We start from the raw sequence: 21,839 nt of genomic DNA on the forward strand, positions 1-21,839 counted from the left end.
AATTTTATTTCCATAAAATAAATATTGGTTAAATATCAAACGCCTAGCTTTAGGCACGTTTATTGCCTACTCGCATTGCTCTGCCAGAGCAATGCCGTATGTGCAGTAATCAGTGAAGAGTTAATATAATGAAACTAAAAGTAGTATCAGCCCTGTTTCTTGCTTTAAGCAGCTTTAGTGCCTCAGCTGCACTAATCAACTCAGAATTACCCGATAACGCTTACATCACCATTAATGGTTATGATATTGCGTGGATATCACCATGGAGTCAGAATACAACTCCGGGTGGTATTGATTTCAGTTTTCAGTCATTGTTTGGCTGGGCACCAATGACGTTAGATATCTATAACGAAATCGGTGGTTTGACAGGTTATGACTTCGCCTTTGCCGGCGCGAATGTTGATTATGCTACCGGCAACAACCTGGACGAGGCTTCCGGCGCCCGTTTGGCTTATGTGTTGCCCATTACAGCACCGCAGTTTGATGTTGCTGTTGCAACACCATGGTTTACAAACTACACCTGGATCGACTGGTCCCAAGGTACTGATGGACAGTGGAGTCTTGCAGATTTCGACTTCCACGGTTGCACCAACGCCTGTAATGAGTCACTGGCCTTTCGCGTCAATCAAGCAGTAGTAGCGCAAGTACCAGAGCCCGCAACTCTGGCAATATTGGGCCTAGGCCTGATTGGCATTGCAGCAGCCCGCCGACGCCGCAGCTAAACACAACGTTTTTCACATCAGACAAGTCAGCATTTTACTGGCTTGTCTGCTCATCTTCCCGAATCTTTATTTATCTGTGCTCTTCTGTATTGCTGTTATTTGAACCATCAATTGATCAAGTACTGCAAATTGACGCTCCCTCCCTGTGACGGTCCAATATTTTATAGCAAATTGCTAATTACAGTGGCATCGCTGATTCCTTTTGCTATGGTTGTGATTACCCTATTTCTGTTTTGGACAAAGCACTACTATGACGTCGCAGTTTTCAGCCGAACTTGACCAGCTTCACAGCGCCATTTACCAGCCTGATATCAGTGAAGATGAGGCCCGGCAGCAGTTGCTGCAGTGTTGTCTTGATGGGCTTCAGATCCAACAAGTCGGCTTATGGCAGTTTGTTGATCATGACTTACTGCGCTGTCAGCTGCTATTGGATAAAGATAATGGCTTTTCGCAGGAGGCCTTGCTGGTCGATCGCTGGAGCTTCCCGGGATATTTTGCCGCGCTGGACCAGAAAAAAATTATCCGGGCGGTCGATGCCCTGAAAGACCCTGCCACTAAAGACTTAGCCGAGTTGTTTTTAAAACCTTTTAATATTAAGTCTTTACTCGATGTGCCTATTTATCATGGCGATAAAGCCACCGGCATTATTTGCTGTGAACAAACGGCAGTGATTAAACGCTGGACAGAGGAAGAAGTCGCATTTGTGGAAGCATTAGCTGACATTTACCGTTCACGCTTTAGTTAAGGCGTTTTGCCGCGTTGCACTGGCGCCGTAGCTAAAGCCTTGGCACACTGATCCGTATCTGCTACCCCTTATAATTCGAAAGGACTTGCCATGCGTCTGCTGCTTAGCACCCTATTGCTGGTAATCAGCACTACTTGTTTACCTATATTCGCCAATGACTCTGAACGAACGCCCTCTGCACCTGAGCGTATTCAAGGTGAAGGTGATGGCCCGTATAAGCGGTTAATTCTGCGCGGCGGCACTTTAATCAGCGGTGAAGGCGCACCCGCTATTGGCCCGGTGGATATTGTCATTGAAAACGACCGGATCAGTCAGGTAGTTGTCGTGGGCTACCCCGATGTGCCGGTACTTCAGAGCGGCCGGCCGGTGGCAAAAGAGGGTGACACCGAAATGGATGTCAGCGGCATGTACATTCTGCCCGGCTTTATTGATATGCATGGCCACATTGGTGGCTCTGCTAACGGTATCCCGGCTGAGTATGTGTTTAAGCTGTGGCTCGCCCATGGTATTACCACGGTGCGGGAACCCGGCAGTTTTAATGGTCTGGCCTGGACCTTAAAACATGTTAAGGCATCAAAAGAAAACCGCATAGTAGCGCCAAGAATAGTACCTTATGTCGGTTTTGGTCAGGGCTTGGCACAGGCGGTATTTAACCCGGAGCAGGCGCGCAAATGGGTACGAGATATTAAAAAAGCCGGCGCGGCCGGGATTAAATTCTTTGGTGCGACTCCTGGCATTATTGCCGCGGCGCTGGACGAAGCAAATAAACAACAACTGGGTACCATGATGCACCATGCCCAGCTGAATGTCGCCCGAACCAATGTACTGGACAGTGCCCGGATGGGTTTAGGCTCAATGGAACATTGGTATGGTTTGCCAGAAGCATTGTTCACCGGTCAGACTATTCAGAATTATCCGGCAAATTATAATTACCAGAACGAACAGGATCGCTTTGGTGCTGCCGGTGAGCTGTGGCGTCAGGCTGCTGCGCCGGGATCAGCAAAATGGAATGCTGTGCGCGACGAGTTAATTGAGCTCGATTTTACCATTAACCCTACCCTGACTATTTACGAGGCCAGCCGGGATGCGGCAGCACAGCGTAATGCCGAATGGCATCAGGATTATACCCTGCCAACGCTGACTAAATTTTTTACGCCCAGCCGCTATGCCCATGGCTCCTACTGGTTTGACTGGACTACCGACCATGAAATTGCCTGGCGCGAAAATTACCGGATCTGGATGCAGTTTTTAAATGACTATAAAAACCATGGTGGCCGCATTACCGTCGGCTCTGACGCCGGTTACATCTATAAAATATACGGCTTTGCCTTTGTGCAGGAGCTGGAGCTGCTGCGCGAAGCCGGCTTTAATGCTTTGGAAGTAATTCAGGCCGCCACCCTGAACGGCGCGCTTGCCCTTGGGCTGGAGCAGGACATTGGCAGCGTGGTACCGGGCAAAAAAGCTGATCTGGTAATAGTCGGTGAAAACCCACTGGCGAATTTTAAAGTGCTGTATGGCACCGGCCACTACCGGCTGAACGCCGATAATCTGGCCACCCGCACCCAGGGTGTTCGCTATACCATTAAAGACGGCATCGTATACGATGCGCAGCAATTGCTGGCTGATGTGCGGAAATTGGTTGAGTTGGCAAAGCAACAGGAAAACAACCCCTGACAACTATTGCTGTTGCACCACCTTTCTGTGCTAGGATAAATAAAAACAGGGGGTGGTGCTGTTGCAGGTAGCTCTGAACAAGGATAGTGCTCAGCAAGCTGAGAAAATTGACGCCCGACGCCGGCGTTATATTTTATCTTTTGTCAGTTACATTACATCTGTCGTCATGTTTATCTACGGTTTTAAAAACCTCGGTGGTGAAATTGCTTTGCTGCCGGTGATCTTATTCGGCACGGGCGCTACCTTTCTTATTAATATCAGTTATTTTCGCTGGTCCGGCAATTTAAACCTCGCCTGTAATATTGAAGCTGTGCTGGTCGGTTTTTTCGTACTTGCCCTGGTATATCAGGGCGGCTTTAATAATACCGCCCTTTACTGGGTATTTCCGTTTCCGGCAATACTATTTGGCTTACTCGGGGTTAAAAAAGCCCTGTTAAGCAATGCGCTACTGCTGGCAATACTAAGTGCAATGTTATTTATACCAGACCTAATTATGGCAGATTATAAAGAAGCCGAGGCCAGCCGGTTTATTGCGTCATTGCTTATCGTCATTATTGTCTGCTGGATTAACGATCACTACCGTGAGCGCAGCCATGAGGCCATGGATTTACTGCAACAAAGTAAAGAAATACAGGCCAATACCGATCCGTTAACCTCATTACTTAACCGCAGGTTTATTGATTCATCGCTGAACACTAATTTGCAGCAACAAGCTGACGCTTTTCTGCCTATGGCCGTTATTATTTGTGATATTGACCACTTTAAGCGACTCAATGACCAACATGGCCATGCCGCAGGTGATGCCGTCTTGCGCCATCTGGCCAATCTATTCCGGCGTATACTGCGCCAGCAGGATATTGCCTGTCGGATAGGCGGCGAAGAGTTTTTATTTTTCCTGCCGAAAACTACTACTGATGATGCCATGCGGGTTGCCGAAAAAATTCGCCTGGCGTTACTGGACAACCCACTGCAGCTTGGCAAATTGGCACTGCCGGTGAGTGCCAGCTTTGGGGTAGCCGGCTGCCACGATAGCACCAGCCTGGCGACCGCCATTGAGCAAGCCGACAAGCAACTATACCTGGCGAAAAACAGCGGCCGTAATCTGGTGTGTTAGCCAGCCGTTAGCTTGGCAACTGCCAATTCCAGCCTTTTTAACTCGCGCAAAGTAGAGCTACGGTTAGTTTCCATCCAGATCCACAGTTTTGTTGCCACCTGGGCCTGAAATACCAGCAATAGCGACACGCCCCAGAACAACTGCTGCCCCGGCTCTGCGCTAAAAAAGTGATAGCCGCAATAGAAAATTGCTAACGCCAGTAGAGTCGCCAGGATATAGGCTACTATCATAATGCCGCCCAGCCCGCCTTTAAAACCAGAAGCTAACACTTTTTCCAGCCCCTGCTCTTCCCGCATTAGTTTATCCAGCTCGGCCGCCTGTTTAGCCAGTTGCTGTTTAATATCATTATCAAGGGTCATAACCTGTTCCTCATTGTTGTAGCTGCTGTTGCAATTGCTGTCGTGCCCGGTGCAAACGTGATTTCACCGTGCCAATTGGTATTTCTATAATTAACGCTATCTGACTTAGTTCTAGCTCGTGTAAATAGTGCAACTGCAACACCAAGCGCTCATCGACTGCCAGCTGCGTCATAGCCTTGGCCAAGTCACTGCTGTCATCTTGCTGTACCAGCATGTCTGGGGTGGCAATAGCAGCGAGCGTGTTGTCGTCAAGCGGCTGCCGCTTGTGTCGTAATGTCTGGCGCTGATAATCCAGAACTTCCCAACGTACCGCCCGATAGAGCCAGCTGGTAAAAACCGCAGGGTCATTTAACCGGTCAATTCGCTGATTTACCTTTAACCAGACATTTTGCACCAGGTCTTCTGCCGCTACAGGGCTTGCCAGCAAGTAAGCAGCAAACCGGCGCAAGTCGCGGTGATAATGCTGGTACAACAGGCCAAAAGCCCGCCGGTCACCAGCCTGCATGGCCATCACCAATAAATCGAGTTGTGCCTGCTGCATTATTATCCCTAGTGTTGTGATTGCCTGTAAAAGACGATGCGAAGCGTTATCAGGTTCACGCTACTGCGGGTTTATTTTGTCGTTATCTCAGGCCAGGTGACTACGTTTTGAAATGACCTTAGTTATTCATGGCAGAAAATAATCATGAAAACAACTTGCCAAAATGAATTACAGGTGTAATCTTAAATGTATTACAAATGTAATCTAAGGTGGTTTTATGGCAATCGATATAAGCAATGCTGAACTTGAAGTGATGCAGGTTATTTGGCGTACCCAACCTTGCAGTGCTGCGGATGTTGTTCAGTATTTGCAGCAACAGAAAGACTGGCATGAAAAAACAGTGAAAACCCTACTTAACCGACTGGTTGCCAAAAGCGCGCTTTCTTATCAGAAAAATGGTCGGGCCTATTTGTACAGCGCATGTATTAGCCAGCAAGATTATCAACAACAAGTCAGCGGCAGTTTTGTGCAGCGGTTATTTGCTGGACGGGTGGCACCATTGGTCGCGAGCTTTGCCCGCAAAAATGAACTCAGTGCCTCTGACTTAGCTGAGCTGAAACAACTAGTTGCTGAGCTTGAACAACAGCAGGAGGATAAGTCATGATGTTATGGCTATGGCAAAGCAGCTTGTTACTGGCTCTGATCAGTGGCCTGCTACTGTTAGCTCACCCACTATTGTTAAAACGGTTTGGTGCCCGCAGTTGTTATCTGCTATGGCTGGCGTTGCCTGTTGCGGTGTTTTTGCCATTGTTACCTGCGACCAATGCCGCTGCCAGCCTCAACTCTGCAGTTGTTGATACGCTAGTAATAACCGCTGGCCAGGTGCAACAACAACTTGATATCAGTTCTGCCCTGCCAGGCTTACGTTGGCTCTGGCTAACCGGCGCTGTATTGATGGCGTGCTGGTGCATAGTGAGTGTCATCCTGCTAAAACGACAGCTCCGCCCTAGCCGGCAGGTAAAACACGGTAACCTCCGATATTATATTAGCCGCACGCAACAAGGACCTGCTATTTTTGGCGTGTTACGGCCACAGCTGATCCTTCCCGCAAATTTTTGGCAGCGCTTTAACCGCCAGCAACGCAGCTTGATTTTGCGGCATGAGCTGCGTCATTGGCAACGTGGTGATTTACACGCTAACTGGTTGGCCATCACCCTGCTTTGCCTGTTCTGGTTTCATCCATTACTTTGGCTGGCTTACCGCCGCTACCGTGCTGATCAGGAGCTGGCCTGTGACGCCGATGTATTACACCACCAACCTTTATCAACTCAAGTTTGCTACGCCAATGCGCTGTTGGCCGCAATGCAGTCTGTTTCTACGCCATCAGCGACCTTTCAACCTTTTTGTCATCATTACGGAGCGAAACAATCAATGAAAGAACGTTTATTACAACTCAATCAACAACATGGTACCAGTAAAACCCCCTTGCTGTTCTTACTTGCAAGCTTGGGTATTGCCGCTTTATTTTGGCAGCAGCCAGTGCAGGCTGATAACACTGCTACAACGGTAAAGTCAAGCCCAACACCCATCGTGCGGATCGAACCAAGATACCCCATACAGGCAGCTGAAAACCGCATAGAAGGTTTAGTGCAGTTGCAGTTTAATGTTCAATCCGACGGGTCTACCAGTGACATTATTGTTGTCCATGCGCAGCCCGAAGGCGTATTTGAAAAAGAAGCAGTAGCCGCGCTGAAACGTTGGCGCTATGCGCCAATGGCTGATCCAGCAGCCAATATTGGGTTAAAGGTACAACTAAACTTTGCGCTGGATTACGACCCTGATTTAGATATTGAGCAGTTAGATGTCAGACCTAAGCTCTGAATTACAAAAAGCCAGCGGTTAAGCTGGCTTTTTTATTTCCGAAGTTGAAGCCTGTATTACTGCAAGACAGAGATATCAGCCACCTGCAGAAACAATTCGCGGAGTTGTTGCAACAACGCCAGGCGGTTAAAGCGCACATCGGTATCATCCGCATTGACCATCACCTGATCAAAGAAATTGTCAATCACGCTACGCATACCAGCCAAATGGGCCAGGCTGTCGCTATAGCTATGGCCTTCTCTCTGATAGGCCTGCTCAGCGGTTATTGCCTGATAAAGCGCTTGCTCTGCTGGCTCTTGCAGTAAGTTAGTGCTTACTTGCACTGGTATGCTGTCAGTTACTTTAGCCAGAATATTGGCAACCCGTTTGTTAGCAGCTGCCAGAGCTGTTGCTGCCTCCAGTTTACTGAATTCGGCCACCGCACTGACCCGCTTGTCAAAGTCACTCGGGCTGGTAGGCCGGCGTGCCAGTACTGCCTGAATAACATCAACACTGTAACCTTCATCCTGATACCAGGCGCGGAACCGGCCCAGCATAAAGTCCAGTACTTCGTCGGCGACCTTAGGGTTAGTTAACTTATCAGCAAAGGTTTGCTGGCTAAAGGCAATCAACTCTACCAGATCTAGCGCTAATTGCTTTTCCACCATAATCCGCAGCGCACCTATAGCAGCGCGGCGCAGTGCGAACGGGTCTTTATCACCTTTCGGCGTTTGGCCGATACCAAAGATGCCGACTAAGGTATCCAGTTTATCGGCAATGGCTACCGCAGCGCCTTCTAAACGGCTGGGTAACTGATCGCCGGCAAAGCGCGGCATATACTGCTCGTTCAGGGCCAGGGCAACGGCTTCATCTTCACCATCCAAGCGGGCATAATGCATGCCCATAATGCCCTGCACTTCCGGAAACTCGCCAACCATATTGGTCATTAAATCGGTTTTCGATAGTAAACCTGCCCGCTCTGCGGCAGCCTGGTCGGCACCAATTTTCGTGGCGACAAAACCGGCCACTTTGCTAATCCGCTCCGATTTTTCTGCCAGCGTACCCAGCTGCTGCTGGAACAACACAGTTTTTAAGCTATCGAGCCGCTCAACCAGTTTGGTTTTACGATCAGTGTTAAAGAAAAATTCAGCGTCAGCCAGCCGCGGCCGTACCACTTTTTCATTGCCACTGACAATTTGTTGCGGGTCTTTGCTTTCGATATTGGTAACGAAGATAAACTTATTCATTAACTTGCCCTGCTGATCCAGCAACGGAAAGTATTTCTGATTGTCTTTCATCGTTGATATTAATGGTTCAGCAGGCACCTGCAAAAAGCTTTGCTCAAAGCTGCCGACTAAAATTACCGGCCATTCCACCAAAGACGCGACCTCTTCCAGCAAGGCATCATCCATCAGTGCTACTGCACCCAAGCTTTCAGCAGTAGCGTTGACTTGCTTAGCAATTGTCGCTTTGCGCTCGTTATAATCGGCTACCACGTAAGCTTGCTGCAAGGTTGGCAAATAGGCGTCAGCATTGGCGATTTCAACCAGTGCCGGTGCATGAAAGCGGTGGCCGTAGCTTTTGTTATTGCTGTTGCGGCCCAAAATAGTGGCAGGGACTAGCTCGTTACCATACAACATAACAATAGTATGTACCGGCCGGATAAACTCCGCATCAGAGTTACCCCAGCGCATTGGCCGGGCAACCGGCAATTTAGCCAGGGCAGTTTTGATAACGTCAGCCAATAATGCCGTGGTGTTCTGGCCCTTTTGTAATTGCTTATGCAGCAACCAGGCACCTTTGTCAGTTTCCAGCCGCTCGGCTTGCTCAACACTGATACCGCAGCCGGCCGCCCAGCCGGCAGCAGCCTTGGTAGGCTTACCATCGGCATCAAAGGCTGCAGTAATAGCAGGGCCGCGCTTCTCGACAACTTTATCGCTCTGGCTTTGTGCCAGACTGTTTACCCGCACGGCTAACCGCCGTGGTGCGGCATACCAGATCACATCGCTATGGCTAAGCTCTTGTTTTGCCAACTCGCTGGCAATATTGTCGGCAAAGGCACTTGCCAGAGTTTTCAGCGCTTTTGGTGGCAGCTCTTCCGTGCCAATTTCTACCAGAAAATCCTGTGCGCTCATTTGGCCTCCTGCTGTGATGGCTTATCTTTTTTGCATAGTGGAAAACCAAGTTTCTCGCGGCTGGTAAAATAAGCTTCGGCGCACGCTTTGGCCAGCGTCCGCACCCGCAGGATATAACGCTGGCGCTCAGTCACCGATATAGCATGACGCGCGTCGAGCATATTAAAGGCATGCGAGGCTTTCATTACTTTCTCGTAAGCCGGTAGCGCGAGGCCCTGCTCAATCAGGTAATGGCTTTCTTTTTCGCACTGGTCAAACTGGGCAAATAATGCCGGCACATCGGCATGTTCAAAATTATATGTCGACTGTTCTACTTCATTTTGGTGGAACACATCACCATAGGTAACCCGGCCTAACGGGCCGTCGGTCCAGACCAGGTCGTAAATAGAATCAACGCCCTGAATATACATCGCCAGGCGCTCTAAACCGTAGGTGATCTCACCGGTTACCGGCCGGCATTCCAGGCCCCCTACTTGCTGGAAGTAAGTGAATTGGGTCACTTCCATACCGTTTAACCACACTTCCCAGCCCAGGCCCCAGGCACCCAGCGTTGGTGATTCCCAGTTATCCTCAACAAAGCGGATATCATGTACCAGGGTATCAATGCCCAGCTCACGCAACGAGCCTAAATACAGCTCCTGAATATTGTCTGGCGACGGCTTTAAAATCACCTGAAACTGATAGTAATGCTGTAGACGGTTCGGGTTTTCGCCATAACGGCCATCGGTCGGCCGGCGGCAAGGCTGCACATAGGCCACATTGGTCGGCTCTGGCCCCAGTGAGCGCAGAAAAGTCATCGGGTGGAAGGTACCGGCACCCACTTCTAAATCCAGCGGCTGGACAATAACGCAGCCCTGGCGGGCCCAGTAATCCTGCAGGGCTAAGATCAGGCCCTGAAAGGTTTTAATATCATATTTATGCATGCGCTGCTAACTCGCTAAAATGACTGAGGGGCCGCAGCCCCTGTCTTGTTATCTGGTAAAAAAACTATACGTCTAAGTTGGCAACGTACAATGCATTCTCTTCAATAAAGGCGCGCCGTGGCTCAACATGGTCACCCATCAGGGTCGCAAACAATTGATCTGCGCCTACCGCATCTTCGATAGTAACCTGCAGCATCCGCCTGTTTTGCGGGTCCATGGTCGTTTCCCACAACTGATCCGGGTTCATCTCCCCCAGCCCTTTATAGCGCTGAATGTACAAACCACGTTTTGATTCCGCCATTAACCAGTTTAATGCTTCAACGAAGGTTTCTACCGGTTTAACTTTTTCACCACGGCGAACAAATGCGCCGTCTTCCATCAGGTCGCGGATCTCGTCACCCAGCGCAACTATATTTTGATAGTCCCGTGAGGTAATAAAGTCGTAGTGCAGCGCATATTCGCTGTCAATACCATGCTGGCGAATAATCACTTTCGGCTGGAACAAATGACGCTCGCGGTCTTCCAGCACATCGTACTTGTAACTTGAACCGTCACCTTCTTTTTCATCCAGCCGTTTTGCCAGCGTTTTTACCCAGGCTTCCACTACGGTTTTATCTTTAACGTTATCCGGAGAGAGGCCGGTAACATAGATAAGCTCGTTCAGCAGGTTATATGGGATTTTCCGGCTCAGGCGGTCAATAATAGCAGTAACCTTGTGATACAAGCGCACCAGCTTTTCCAGATGTTCGCCTGTAATGCCAGGGGCATCAGCATTAACGTGCAGACTCGCCTCATCCAGCGCCAGGGTGGTTAAGTATTCGACCAGCGAAGGTTCGTCTTTAATATATTGCTCTTGTTTACCCTTTTTCACCTTAAACAGGGGTGGCTGGGCAATATAAATATATCCGCGCTCTATCAGCTCTGGCATTTGCCGGTAAAAGAAGGTCAGCAATAAGGTGCGAATGTGCGAACCGTCGACGTCAGCATCGGTCATCAGCACGATGCTATGATAACGGGTTTTATCCGGGTTATATTCTTCACGACCGATACCACAGCCGAGCGCGGTAATTAAGGTGCCCACCTCCTGTGATGACAGCATTTTGTCAAAACGGGCTTTTTCGACGTTCAGAATTTTACCTTTTAACGGCAGAATTGCCTGATTCTTGCGGTTACGGCCCTGTTTGGCAGAACCGCCTGCTGAATCACCCTCGACAATATAGAGTTCAGAGAATGCCGGGTCTTTTTCCTGACAGTCGGCCAGCTTACCGGGTAAACCGGCAATATCCAGCGCGCCTTTGCGACGGGTCATTTCCCGCGCTTTACGCGCAGCTTCTCTGGCCCGAGCAGCATCAACAATTTTGCCGACTATTATTTTGGCATCTGCCGGGTTTTCCAACAGGTATTCGTTCAGCTTCTCGCCCATCACGCCCTCAACCGCTGAGCGTACTTCACTGGAAACCAATTTATCTTTGGTCTGTGAGCTGAACTTAGGGTCTGGTACTTTTACGCTGACCACTGCGGTTAAGCCTTCCCGGGCGTCGTCACCGGAGGCCTGTACCTTCATCTTCTTAGCATATCCTTCGTGCTCAATATAGTTATTCAGCACCCGGGTTAAGGCGCCACGGAAACCGGCTAAGTGAGCCCCGCCGTCACGCTGTGGAATATTGTTGGTAAAACAGAATACATTTTCCTGATAGCTATCGTTCCACTGCATCGCCACTTCAACCGAAATGCCATCTTCACGCTGATCGGTAAAATAGAAGGCTTTAGGGTGAATGCTGGTTTTGCTGCGGTTGAGGTACTGTACGAACGCTTCAATACCGCCTTCGTATTTAAAATGGTCTTTCTTGTCGTTGCGCTCATCTGTCAGAATAATACTCACGCCTGAGTTCAGGAATGACAGTTCACGTAAACGCTTGGCTAGAATATCGTAGTGGTAATCTATGTCGCTGAATACTGTCGGACTGGGCCAGAAGCGGATGGCTGTTCCGGTGTCTTCAGTTTCGCCAATAACAGCCAGGGGCGCCTGCGGTACACCTAAATGATATATCTGGCTATGAACCTGGCCTTTGCGGCGGATAGTCAGTTCCAGCTTGTCAGATAAGGCGTTAACCACTGAAATACCAACACCGTGCAAGCCACCTGATACTTTGTAAGAATTTTCGTCGAACTTACCGCCGGCATGCAATACCGTCATAATAACTTCAGCAGCTGACACCCCTTCTTCGTGCATTTCGGTTGGCACACCACGACCATTATCGCGTACTGAGACAGAGCCATCACTATGAATGGTTACCCAGATATCGGTGCAATAGCCAGCCAGGGTTTCGTCGATAGAGTTGTCGACCACCTCGAACACCATATGGTGTAAGCCAGTGCCGTCATCGGTGTCACCGATATACATGCCTGGTCTTTTACGAACGGCATCCAGCCCTTTTAATACTTTAATACTTGAGGAATCGTAATTATGTTGTTCGGCCATCTTCGTCTGTCCGTGCTGTTATCTGACCGTGTTCCACGTGAAACATTTTGCTACGCTCGGCAGCAATATAAGGTGAAACCTGATCAGCATTAATTGCAGTAATAAATACCTGTGAATTAATCTGGGTTAAATACTCAAAAACAAGTTGGGTCGAACTGGCATCCAGCTCAGACGCCAGGTCGTCAATTAACAGCAATGGTTGTTTACTTCCACTATTGCTAATGACATTGTTCTGGGCGATTTTAAGTGCAAATAATAACACTTTTAGCTGGCCGCGGGATAATACTTCTTCCACTGTCAGCTGCGCTTTTTTTAACTTTAAATCCGCTTTTTGCGGACCATATTGACTAAAACCTTGTCGGCAGTCTTGTTCAAAATTCTGTTGCAGTAATTCCAGTAGCGCTTGCTCGCTATTAATCCGTTCAGGCCAGCCACTTTGCAACTGCATCGTAATGTCAGCCAGTAACTCATTATCGGCCACCAACAGCTGATAGGCCTCGGTTAACCTATCAATATACAGCTGGCGCTGCCCCTGCAGTTGCCAGGCCAGGTTAGCAAACTGCTGGTCCCAGTACGCAAATTGGTCATCATAACGTCGTCGCTGCTTCAAAAGGGAATTACGCTGCTTAAGGACCCGGCTAAACTGCAACCAAACCGGAAAAAAATCAGGTTCCACGTGGAACACACCCATATCAAAGAATTGCCGGCGTTCTTTTGGACCACCAAAGAACAGCCGGAAACTATCTGGGGTAAGTAATTGCACCGGTAGCAGGCTGGCAAACTCGGCTAAGCGCTGCACGTTAGCACCATTTAACCGCAGCAGCAATTCAGCCGTCCGACTGCGTTGCAATCCCAGACTGTAGCTTTGCTGATTATTGCTGACTTTGGCATGCAGGGTAAAATGTGGCGCGTCGTCTTTAATTAGCCTCTGATGTACTCTGCTGCGAAAAGAACGACCATGTGCCAGATAATAAATGGCTTCCAGCAAACTGGTTTTGCCACTGCCATTTTCGCCATAAATAAGATTAAATTCAGGATGGACAGCAACAGCCAGCGCCGCCATATTGCGGAACTGGCTGACTTGCAAAGACAACAAGGCCATTATTTACAAGCGCATCGGCATAACAACGTAAGACGCGCCTTCGTTACCCACACCCTCAATTAGCGTGCTGGAGTTAGCGTCATTTAAATGCAAAATAACCAAATCCGTATTCAGAGTGTTGAGTACGTCCAGCATATAGCCGACGTTAAAACCAATTTCCAGTGGCTCCCCCTGATACTCAACTTCAATAACCTCCTCTGCCTGCTCATGCTCAGGGTTATTGGCCATAATTTGCAGCTCATCATTACTGAGGGTAAAACGGACACCGCGATACTTTTCGTTAGATAAAATAGAAGCGCGGGTACAGGCATCTTTTAATACTGGCCGATGGGCTGTGACTAACTTAGTGCTATTGCGCGGCAGCACCCGCCGGTAATCGGGGAATCGACCGTCGATCAGTTTACTGCTAAAAGTAAAGCCCTGATCTGACAAGCGGATATGGTTCTGGCCGAGACTTAACTGAATTGTCTGATCATCATTCGCCAGCAAGCGCATAATTTCTAATACCCCTTTACGTGGGATAATAATTTGTTTCTGCTGTAAATTAACGCCCGGCAGCGCTAATTTACTCAATGCCAGACGGTGGCCGTCAGTACCCACTGCAGTCAGGCTGCCATTGTCCACTTCAAACAACAAACCATTCAAATAATAACGAACATCCTGGTTCGCCATCGAGAAAGCCGTGTCGTCCAGTAATTTACGTAATTGTTGGCGGCTGATACTGATATCAACCTCTCCTTGCCAGCTTTCCAGATTGGGGTACTCAGCAGCACTTAACGTCGACAAGGTAAACTTAGTTTTGCCGCAGGTCAAAATACAACTTTCGGCCTGCATGACCACTTTAATATCACTATTTTCCGGCAGACTGCGACAAATATCCAACAGCTTTTTCGCGGGTACTGTAACCCGGCCAACCTGTTGCACCTGCACCGCGTCAGTGGTAGCAACCAGTTCCACTTCTAAATCAGTACCGGTTAATGCCAGCTGTTGCTCTGTTACTTCCAACAACACATTGGATAAAATAGGTAAGGTGTGGCGCCGTTCAATAGCACCAGACACCATTTGCAGTGGTTTGAGTAAGGCGTCTCTGTTGATAACAAATTGCATAGCTTAACCCTATTAGGATGACCCTGTTAAAACCTGCTATGAAGACAACGTGCGAATGAGGTTCTGAAAATCCTCTTTAATTTCGTGAGTTTCTTCTTTTAATGATTCTATTTTACGACAGGCATGCAGCACAGTCGTATGATCACGCCCACCAAACGCATCACCAATTTCTGGCAGACTGTGATTGGTCAGTTCTTTCGATAACGCCATGGCCATTTGCCGTGGCCGCGCCACCGAGCGGGACCGCCGTTTTGACAACAAATCAGCCACCCTGATTTTGTAATACTCAGCTACCGTTTTCTGAATGTTTTCTATGGTAACCAGTTTGTCCTGTAATGCCAGTAAGTCTCTTAAGGCCTCACGCACAAAATCAATGGTTATTGGCCGCCCGGTAAAATTAGCGTTGGCGATAACCCGGTTTAGCGCACCTTCTAATTCGCGCACATTAGATCGCAGGCGCTTGGCAACAAAAAAAGCCACTTCTTCCGGCAAACGAATTTGGTTTTCCTGTGCCTTGCGCATCAGAATCGCCACCCGGGTTTCCAGTTCCGGCGGCTCGATGGCGATAGTTAACCCCCAGCCAAAACGTGATTTAAGCCGGTCTTCCACGCCGTCGATTTCTTTAGGGTAACGGTCGCTGGTTAAAATGATTTGCTGGTTACCTTCGAGCAAGGCGTTAAAGGTATGGAAAAACTCCTCCTGCGAGCGCTCTTTATTGGCAAAAAACTGAATATCATCGATAAGCAGCGCATCAACCGAGCGATAATAACGCTTAAACTCTTCTATCGCATTGTTTTGTAACGCCTTTACCATGTCCTGCACAAAGCGCTCGGAGTGCATATAAATTACTTTGGCGTCAGGTTTCTTGGCCAGAATGCCATTGCCTACCGCATGTAACAGGTGGGTTTTACCCAAACCGGTGCCACCGTAAATAAACAATGGGTTGTAAGCGGTACCCGGGTTATCGGCAACCTGGCTGGCCGCTGCCCGCGCTAACTGGTTCGACTTACCCTCGACAAAATTGGTAAAGGTATAATTAGCGCGTACATTGCTGCGCACTATGGTTTTCGGGGCCGGTTCAGCAGTGTCACGCGGTGCCTGAGTATGATTATTCGGGCTGGCTTCCGGCTGCGGTAAATGGCTGTTACCCGGCGGGCGTTTAGTTTGCTGTTGGCTGTTGCCGACGTCAAATTTTAACCGGGGCGCATCGTCACCACAATAATCCTGGATCAGCTCCAGGATCCGGTTCAGGTACTTTTCGCGTACCCAATCCAATACAAAGCGATTTGGCGCATACAGGATCAGCGAATCAGACGAGCTATCTGCCTGTAACGGCCGGATCCACATACTGAAATGCTGGGCAGGAAGCTCGGCCTGCAATGCCTGTAAACAATTTTGCCAAACAGATTGATACACCGTCTCTCCTGAAGCCCTGGTTAAAATTATAAATTAAGGCTGGTGTCATTACGCAAGTCGGCCATTATCGTATGATCTTATCCACAAGTTCAATATTGACTTTTCAAAAAAAATTTCTGTCACAGAAAAACAAATATAGGTCTATGTTTCATATAGCAAATAATGCCTTATTCTATTTAATAATACTGAATAAATCCGGCAGCACTTTCTGACCTAAAAAAACAAATAACTCACATTTTATTCAGTAAGATCAGTGAGGCTGTGGAAAACTTATTAAAGTGGACCGTAAAACAACGATCAGATCAGAATAAAAGCAAGGATCGCATTGACTTTGCGGCCCGAACTACTTAAAATTCGCGCTCATTTTTGTCAGCTGCGTTTTGGTGTATTTGCTAAAACACAGGTAATCTTAGTAAATATTTCGACCGGACGGATGAAATTATGAGTAAAAGAACGTTTCAACCAAGCGTATTAAAACGCAAGCGCAACCACGGTTTCCGTGCTCGTATGGCCACTAAAAATGGTCGTCAGGTTTTAGCGCGTCGTCGTGCTAAGGGCCGTCAGCGTTTATCAGCGTAATCGGCTGTTAAGCGCTGCGTGGTCAGCCTGAACTTCGGCCGGGAGTTACGCCTGTTAACTCCCAGTCAATTCGACAATGTCTTCCAACACCCATATCGGGTTGCGTCTCCCCTGTTTACCATTCTTGCAAAACCAAATCTGCTACCACACCCACGATTAGGCCTTACTATCGCCAAAAACGTGTTAAATTGGCCGTGCAACGCAATCGTATAAAACGTTGTGTGCGTGACAGCTTTCGTTTGCATCAACACCAGTTGCCCGGCGTCGATCTGGTATTAATGGTAAAGGGTGATATCAGTAACACCCCGAATAGTGAACTGTTGAAACAACTGGAACGGCTATGGAGCAAAATCGCTCGCCAGTACATCGCTTTACAATCAAGCTGATGTTAATGCTGGTTCGTGGCTATCAGCTGGTAATAAGCCCGCTGCTGGGGCCACACTGCCGCTTCAATCCAACCTGTTCACATTATGCCATTACTGCTATTGAACGCTTTGGTGCGGTAAAAGGTGCTTGGTTAGCAGGCAAACGCATATTAAAATGTCACCCCTTACATAAGGGCGGTGATGATCCCGTTCCTGATAAGCATAATGAGAAAAGCTAACCCATGGATTCACAACGCAGTTTTTTAGTAATTGCCCTGGCAATCGTCAGTTTTTTCCTCTGGCAGGAATGGCAAAAAGATTACGGCCCAAAACCTATTGTTGCCCCCACTACGGCTGAACAAGCACAAAGTGTAACGCCCGGCAGCAGTAATACCGACAGTAACGGTGACATCCGGCTAACCGGTGATGATACGCCTAGTCAGGTAGCCGCTACGGCCACGCCATCGGCCCAACGGGTAACCGTAGCAACCGACGTATTAAATGTTGAGATTGATACCAGCCGTGGAGACATTGTTGGCCTGACCCTGCCTGAGTACGAGCTTACCAAAGACAGCGAGCTGCCTTATGTGTTAATGCGCAAACTACCTGGTTTTGAATATACCGCGCAATCTGGCTTAATTGGCGCCGATGGCCCGGACGATCAAACCAACAGCCGCCAACCTTATCAGTTTGCACAGCAGCAGTACCAACTGGCTGATGGCAGTGATGAGCTGGTAGTACCGCTGGTAACTAACTTTAATGGCTTACAAATAGAAAAACGCTTTATCTTTAGTCGGGGCCAATATGATGTCCGGGTAGAGTATTCTATTGTCAACGAAAGTGATGTCAGCAAGCGCATTCAGCCTTATCAGCACCTGGTGCAAAACATCGATAACGGCGAAAGCAGCAGCATGATGATGCCTATTTACCGTGGTGCCGCCTACGGTAGCAGTGAAGAGCGTTACGAGAAGTACAAATTCGACGATATGGCCAAGAAGAACCTGGCCATCAACAGCACCGGTGGCTGGGTCGCCATGCTGGAACACTACTTTGTTGCCGCCTGGGTACCAGACCAAACCCAACCGCAGCGCTTATACAGTATGGTCCGTCAATGGCCAAGGCGTTATTGGCTAAAGGCTCGGCAGTGAAGTAATTGAACTGCAGCCTGGCGCAAGCACCGTTGTTGGCAGCACCTTTTATGCCGGCCCGAAACAACAGGACAAATTAGCCGAGCTGGCCAATGGCCTGGATTTAACCGTTGATTACGGCTTTCTGTGGTTTATCTCGCAACCGTTATTCTGGTTACTGACCACCATTCAGGGCTTTGTAGTAAACTGGGGTCTGGCGATTATTCTGATCACCGTTATTGTTAAAGGCATTATGTATCCGCTGACCAAAATTCAATATGAATCAATGGCCAAGATGCGTAACTTAAAGCCAAAAATTGAAGAGCTGCAGGCCCGCTATAAAGATGACCGCCAGAAAATGGGCCCGGCGATGATGGAGCTGTACCGCAAAGAAAAAGTTAACCCTATGGGTGGCTGTTTACCGATGCTGGTGCAAATGCCGATTTTCCTGGCGTTATACTGGGTATTCGTAGAAAGCGTTGAGCTGCGCCATGCGCCGTTTATGCTGTGGATCACCGACTTATCAGCCAAAGATCCGTGGTATATCCTGCCGGTGCTGTTTGGTTTAAGTATGTTCGCCATGCAAAAACTGACACCGATGCAGGTTACAGACCCGCTGCAACAAAAAATTATGATGTGGATGCCAGTCGCGTTCTCAGTGTTCTTTATCTGGTTCCCAAGCGGCCTGGTACTGTACTGGTTTGTCAGTAACCTTATTTCACTGGCGCAGATGCTGTATATCTACAAAGGTATGGAAAAGAAAGGCTTACATACTAAAAAAGCCTGACGACAATACCGACAGGCTGAAGTCGGGTGTTCTTGCGTAGCAGCGGCAGGGATGCCGCGCAGGCTGAGAGAGCACAGGGATGTGCTGTCGAAGACGGCGAAGCAGGAATTTCCCGGCTCTGGCCAGATGTAAAAATTAGCCTGTCAGCATAACGCGACAGGCTTTTTCCATTAAGAGGCAACTATGTTTAGTACCGACACCATCGCCGCTTTAGCCACCGCGCCCGGCCGCGCCGGTGTTGGTATTATCCGCATTTCCGGCCCCGACACTAAAAAGGTTGCTGAGGCGATACTGCACAAGCTACCTAAACCGCGCTATGCCGAGTACTTACCGTTTTTTGATAGCGAAGCCCGGGTGCTGGATCAGGGTATCGCCCTGTACTTCCCCGGCCCCAATTCCTTTACCGGCGAAGACGTGCTTGAGTTACAAGGCCACGGCGGCCCGGTGCTACTCGATATGCTGTTAAAACAGGTGCTGGCTGCGCCGAACGTGCGAATAGCCCGCCCTGGTGAATTCTCGGAACGGGCTTTTCTGAACGATAAGCTCGATTTAGCCCAGGCCGAAGCCATTGCCGATTTGATTGATGCCAGCAGCGTGCAGGCGGCGCGCAGTGCTATGCAATCACTGCAGGGCGAGTTCTCGCGTCGTATTCACGAATTAGTGGAAAAGGTCATTTACCTGCGGATGTATGTCGAAGCAGCTATCGACTTCCCTGACGAAGAAATCGACTTTTTATCCGACGGTAAAGTCGCTACCGATTTAGCTGAAATAATTGACTACCTGACTACCGTTAAAAAACAGGCAGCCCAGGGCAGTATTTTGCGTGAAGGCATGAAGGTCGTCATCGCCGGCCGGCCTAATGCTGGTAAGTCCAGCTTATTAAACGCCTTAGCCGGGCGTGAAGCCGCTATTGTCACTGAGATTGCCGGCACCACCCGCGATGTACTGCGCGAGCATATTCATATTGATGGCATGCCTTTGCATATTATCGACACCGCCGGTTTGCGCGAAGCGACCGATCAGGTAGAACAAATAGGGATAGAACGGGCCTGGCAGGAAATTGCCCAGGCCGACCGGGTATTGTTTATGGTTGACGGCACCACTACCGATGCCAATGATCCGCACGCTATCTGGCCTGACTTTATTGACCGCCTGCCAGCGAGCTTAGGCGTTACCGTTATTCGCAATAAAGCCGATTTAACCGGCGAGCCAATGACACCAGATGAAAGCGGTAACTCGCCGGTGTTTCGTTTATCGGCCAAAACCGGCGCCGGTATCGATGCCCTGCGTGAGCACTTAAAGCAATGTATTGGCTTTGACGCCAGTACCGAGGGTAGCTTCCTGGCCCGCCGTCGCCATTTAGATGCGCTGGATCGCGCCGCCGAGCACCTGGCTATTGGCCAGGAGCAGCTGCACAGCTATATCGCCGGCGAAATCCTGGCCGAAGAGCTGCGACTAACCCAGCAGCACTTAAATGAAATTACCGGCGAGTTTAGCAGTGATGATTTACTGGGCCGGATTTTCAGCTCATTTTGTATCGGGAAGTAAGCGTGTTGCAGCTAGCCAGCTATTTTGCCAGATCCAGCTTTTGTGCAGTCTGATCGGTCACGATTAATATTGCTATCAGCAGTGCGCCCAAACCAACAAAGCCGGCCGCTAAATATAGCCCCAGCGTATAGTAACCACTTACTTCGGCCAGGTAGCCCGTTAAAGCGGGCGCAATGACCTGGGCACTGCCGTAGGCTAAGGTCATCTTTCCCATTAGTTTGGCCGGTTTACTGGGGTATAACCGCCCTGCCATAGTCAAAACCAAACTGACCACCCCGATAAAAGTAGCGCCAAATAAGGCGGCGCTTAACAGCACCACCGTTAATGAGCTGAACCATAACGGCAGTAAAATCGCCAGCATTTGCGCCAGTAGCGCCAACATTATTGCTTTAAGATAGCCGGTTTTGCGGGCGATAAAGTCCCACAGCAGCACGGCGGGGGCGGCGGCTAAGCCCAGTACAATAAAACTCAGGTTACCGCTGCCAGTTAAACCCGGCATGCGCTCTACTATGGTAACGATAAAAGTGGCGCTAATCACATAACCGTAACCGGCGCAAAAATAGCTGGCCAGCATCAGACGGTAAAAGCGGTTAGTGGGTGGGGTGTCAGCTGAGCGACTATACGCGGCAACGGTAACACTGGCAGGGCGAGGCAACCAACGCCAGGCCGGAATAGCCAGTAACACCGCCAGTAAGGTGAAGTATTGCCACTGAGCGCGCCAATCCAGCTGCAGTCTTAGCATCAGTTCTACCAGTACGGCAGCAAGGGCAACACCCAGGCCCAGCCCGGCAAAGTGAATACCCAGTTCAGCGCGCTGCTTATGGCTTAGCAGCCAATGCATGATCAGGCCGGAAGCAATCAACATAGAACCAGCACTGCTTAAACCTGCCACAAAGCGCCAGAATGACCACAGATAGACGTTCTGGGTGAGTGCCATTCCCAAAGTGCTTACTACCGCCAGCGCCAGACCTAGCCGGTACAGGCTGTCTTTTAGTCTAAGGTTAGTCAGGTTGGCTGCCAGCAGCGCGCCGGTCATATAGCCCAGATAATTAACAGCTGCCAGCATACCACCGCTGCTATCGGTCAGGATGGTTTGCTGCTGCATCAGCGGCAGTAGCGGCGTATAGGCAAACCGGGCCACGCCCAGGCAAAGTAACTGGCTGAAAAACCCGGCTAACAAGACATAGTAGCGCTGTGGCAACTGATACCCCTGCTGTAAGTTAATGGAGACTGGCATTACCAGTAAACAAAATCCAGCTTAGCTCAGAAAGAAAGGCCGCGATATGCGGCCTTAGTAGGAAAGGGCTTTACTG

General features: G+C 49.2%; 20 protein-coding genes and 2 pseudogenes. 13 read left to right on the forward strand and 9 right to left on the reverse strand.

Annotation, left to right across the window (positions count from 1 at the left end):
• Positions 1–128 precede the first annotated feature (128 nt).
• The 4 genes from KG631_RS03570 (at position 129) to KG631_RS03585 (ending at position 4,255) form a co-directional block, all read left to right on the forward strand.
• The gene (locus KG631_RS03570; protein ID WP_213995256.1) at positions 129–722 is read left to right on the forward strand and encodes a PEP-CTERM sorting domain-containing protein; all 594 of its coding nucleotides are present in this window, start codon (positions 129–131) and stop codon (positions 720–722) included.
• Positions 723–972: 250 nt separating this feature from the next.
• The gene (locus KG631_RS03575; RefSeq protein WP_213995261.1) at positions 973–1,467 is read left to right on the forward strand and encodes a GAF domain-containing protein; all 495 of its coding nucleotides are present in this window, start codon (positions 973–975) and stop codon (positions 1,465–1,467) included.
• Between the two features lie 90 nt (positions 1,468–1,557).
• A complete protein-coding gene (locus tag KG631_RS03580) occupies positions 1,558–3,141 on the forward strand; it encodes an amidohydrolase family protein (protein WP_213995265.1) in 1,584 nt (527 codons plus the stop codon).
• Positions 3,142–3,202: 61 nt separating this feature from the next.
• A complete protein-coding gene (locus KG631_RS03585; protein WP_213995271.1) occupies positions 3,203–4,255 on the forward strand; it encodes a GGDEF domain-containing protein in 1,053 nt (350 codons plus the stop codon).
• Here the strand turns inward: KG631_RS03585 and KG631_RS03590 are convergent.
• Together KG631_RS03590 and KG631_RS03595 are read right to left on the reverse strand one after the other, a co-directional pair.
• Positions 4,252–4,614, reverse strand: coding sequence for a DUF6768 family protein (locus KG631_RS03590; protein ID WP_213995278.1), 363 nt, complete (start codon positions 4,612–4,614; stop codon positions 4,252–4,254). The genes KG631_RS03585 and KG631_RS03590 overlap by 4 nt on opposite strands.
• Positions 4,615–4,624: 10 nt before the next feature.
• Positions 4,625–5,155, reverse strand: a complete 531-nt coding sequence (locus tag KG631_RS03595; RefSeq protein WP_213995283.1) for an RNA polymerase sigma factor — start codon at positions 5,153–5,155, stop codon at positions 4,625–4,627.
• Positions 5,156–5,372: 217 nt separating this feature from the next.
• On the opposite strand from KG631_RS03595, the gene KG631_RS03600 reads away from it, so the two are divergent.
• Both KG631_RS03600 and KG631_RS03605 read left to right on the forward strand, forming a co-directional pair.
• Entirely contained in the window at positions 5,373–5,759 is a 387-nt protein-coding gene (locus KG631_RS03600; protein WP_213995288.1) for a BlaI/MecI/CopY family transcriptional regulator, read from the forward strand.
• Positions 5,756–6,976: a TonB family protein gene (locus tag KG631_RS03605; RefSeq protein ID WP_213995294.1), complete on the forward strand. Its 1,221-nt coding sequence runs from the start codon at positions 5,756–5,758 to the stop codon at positions 6,974–6,976. The genes KG631_RS03600 and KG631_RS03605 overlap by 4 nt, the downstream gene beginning before the upstream one ends.
• A 56-nt stretch (positions 6,977–7,032) precedes the next feature.
• Here the strand turns inward: KG631_RS03605 and glyS are convergent, their stop codons facing one another.
• From glyS to dnaA, 6 genes are all read right to left on the reverse strand, one after another.
• Complete coding sequence (glyS, locus tag KG631_RS03610; RefSeq protein ID WP_213995300.1) at positions 7,033–9,090, reverse strand: glycine--tRNA ligase subunit beta; 2,058 nt, start codon at positions 9,088–9,090, stop codon at positions 7,033–7,035.
• Positions 9,087–10,013, reverse strand: coding sequence for a glycine--tRNA ligase subunit alpha (gene glyQ / locus KG631_RS03615; protein WP_213995306.1), 927 nt, complete (start codon positions 10,011–10,013; stop codon positions 9,087–9,089). Before glyQ ends, glyS begins: the two co-directional genes overlap by 4 nt.
• A 64-nt stretch (positions 10,014–10,077) precedes the next feature.
• Positions 10,078–12,495 (reverse strand): DNA topoisomerase (ATP-hydrolyzing) subunit B, encoded by a 2,418-nt coding sequence (gyrB, locus tag KG631_RS03620; protein ID WP_213995313.1) that lies wholly within the window; start codon positions 12,493–12,495, stop codon positions 10,078–10,080.
• On the reverse strand, positions 12,479–13,597 hold the full coding sequence (recF, locus tag KG631_RS03625; protein WP_213995317.1) for a DNA replication/repair protein RecF: 1,119 nt from the start codon (positions 13,595–13,597) through the stop codon (positions 12,479–12,481). The genes gyrB and recF overlap by 17 nt, the downstream gene beginning before the upstream one ends.
• 3 nt (positions 13,598–13,600) lie before the next feature.
• On the reverse strand, positions 13,601–14,704 hold the full coding sequence (dnaN, locus tag KG631_RS03630; protein WP_213995324.1) for a DNA polymerase III subunit beta: 1,104 nt from the start codon (positions 14,702–14,704) through the stop codon (positions 13,601–13,603).
• Between the two features lie 36 nt (positions 14,705–14,740).
• Positions 14,741–16,120, reverse strand: coding sequence for a chromosomal replication initiator protein DnaA (gene dnaA / locus KG631_RS03635; protein WP_213995333.1), 1,380 nt, complete (start codon positions 16,118–16,120; stop codon positions 14,741–14,743).
• Positions 16,121–16,561: 441 nt separating this feature from the next.
• Here dnaA and rpmH point away from each other — a divergent pair, with 441 nt between their 5' ends.
• The 7 genes and pseudogenes from rpmH (at position 16,562) to mnmE (ending at position 20,526) form a co-directional block, all read left to right on the forward strand.
• A complete protein-coding gene (gene rpmH / locus KG631_RS03640) occupies positions 16,562–16,699 on the forward strand; it encodes a 50S ribosomal protein L34 (protein WP_083923053.1) in 138 nt (45 codons plus the stop codon).
• 18 nt (positions 16,700–16,717) lie between these two features.
• A pseudogene (gene rnpA / locus KG631_RS03645) lies at positions 16,718–17,085 on the forward strand (ribonuclease P protein component).
• Positions 17,040–17,303, forward strand: coding sequence for a membrane protein insertion efficiency factor YidD (yidD, locus tag KG631_RS03650; RefSeq protein ID WP_046557160.1), 264 nt, complete (start codon positions 17,040–17,042; stop codon positions 17,301–17,303). The pseudogene rnpA and the gene yidD overlap by 46 nt, the downstream one beginning before the upstream one ends.
• A gap of 3 nt (positions 17,304–17,306) precedes the next feature.
• Positions 17,307–18,212, forward strand: coding sequence for a membrane protein insertase YidC (gene yidC / locus KG631_RS18730; protein ID WP_301003562.1), 906 nt, complete (start codon positions 17,307–17,309; stop codon positions 18,210–18,212).
• Between the two features lie 10 nt (positions 18,213–18,222).
• A pseudogene (locus KG631_RS18735) lies at positions 18,223–18,333 on the forward strand (YidC/Oxa1 family insertase periplasmic-domain containing protein); the annotation flags it as partial.
• A gap of 111 nt (positions 18,334–18,444) precedes the next feature.
• A complete protein-coding gene (gene yidC / locus KG631_RS18740; RefSeq protein ID WP_301003563.1) occupies positions 18,445–18,978 on the forward strand; it encodes a membrane protein insertase YidC in 534 nt (177 codons plus the stop codon).
• 183 nt (positions 18,979–19,161) lie between these two features.
• The gene (gene mnmE, locus KG631_RS03660) at positions 19,162–20,526 is read left to right on the forward strand and encodes a tRNA uridine-5-carboxymethylaminomethyl(34) synthesis GTPase MnmE (protein ID WP_213995339.1); all 1,365 of its coding nucleotides are present in this window, start codon (positions 19,162–19,164) and stop codon (positions 20,524–20,526) included.
• Positions 20,527–20,545: 19 nt separating this feature from the next.
• Here mnmE and KG631_RS03665 read toward each other — a convergent pair whose 3' ends face one another.
• A complete protein-coding gene (locus tag KG631_RS03665; RefSeq protein WP_213995346.1) occupies positions 20,546–21,763 on the reverse strand; it encodes a YbfB/YjiJ family MFS transporter in 1,218 nt (405 codons plus the stop codon).
• Between the last annotated feature and the right edge of the window lie 76 nt (positions 21,764–21,839).

Source organism: Arsukibacterium sp. (assembly GCF_018402695.1).
GTDB lineage: Bacteria > Pseudomonadota > Gammaproteobacteria > Enterobacterales > Alteromonadaceae > Alishewanella.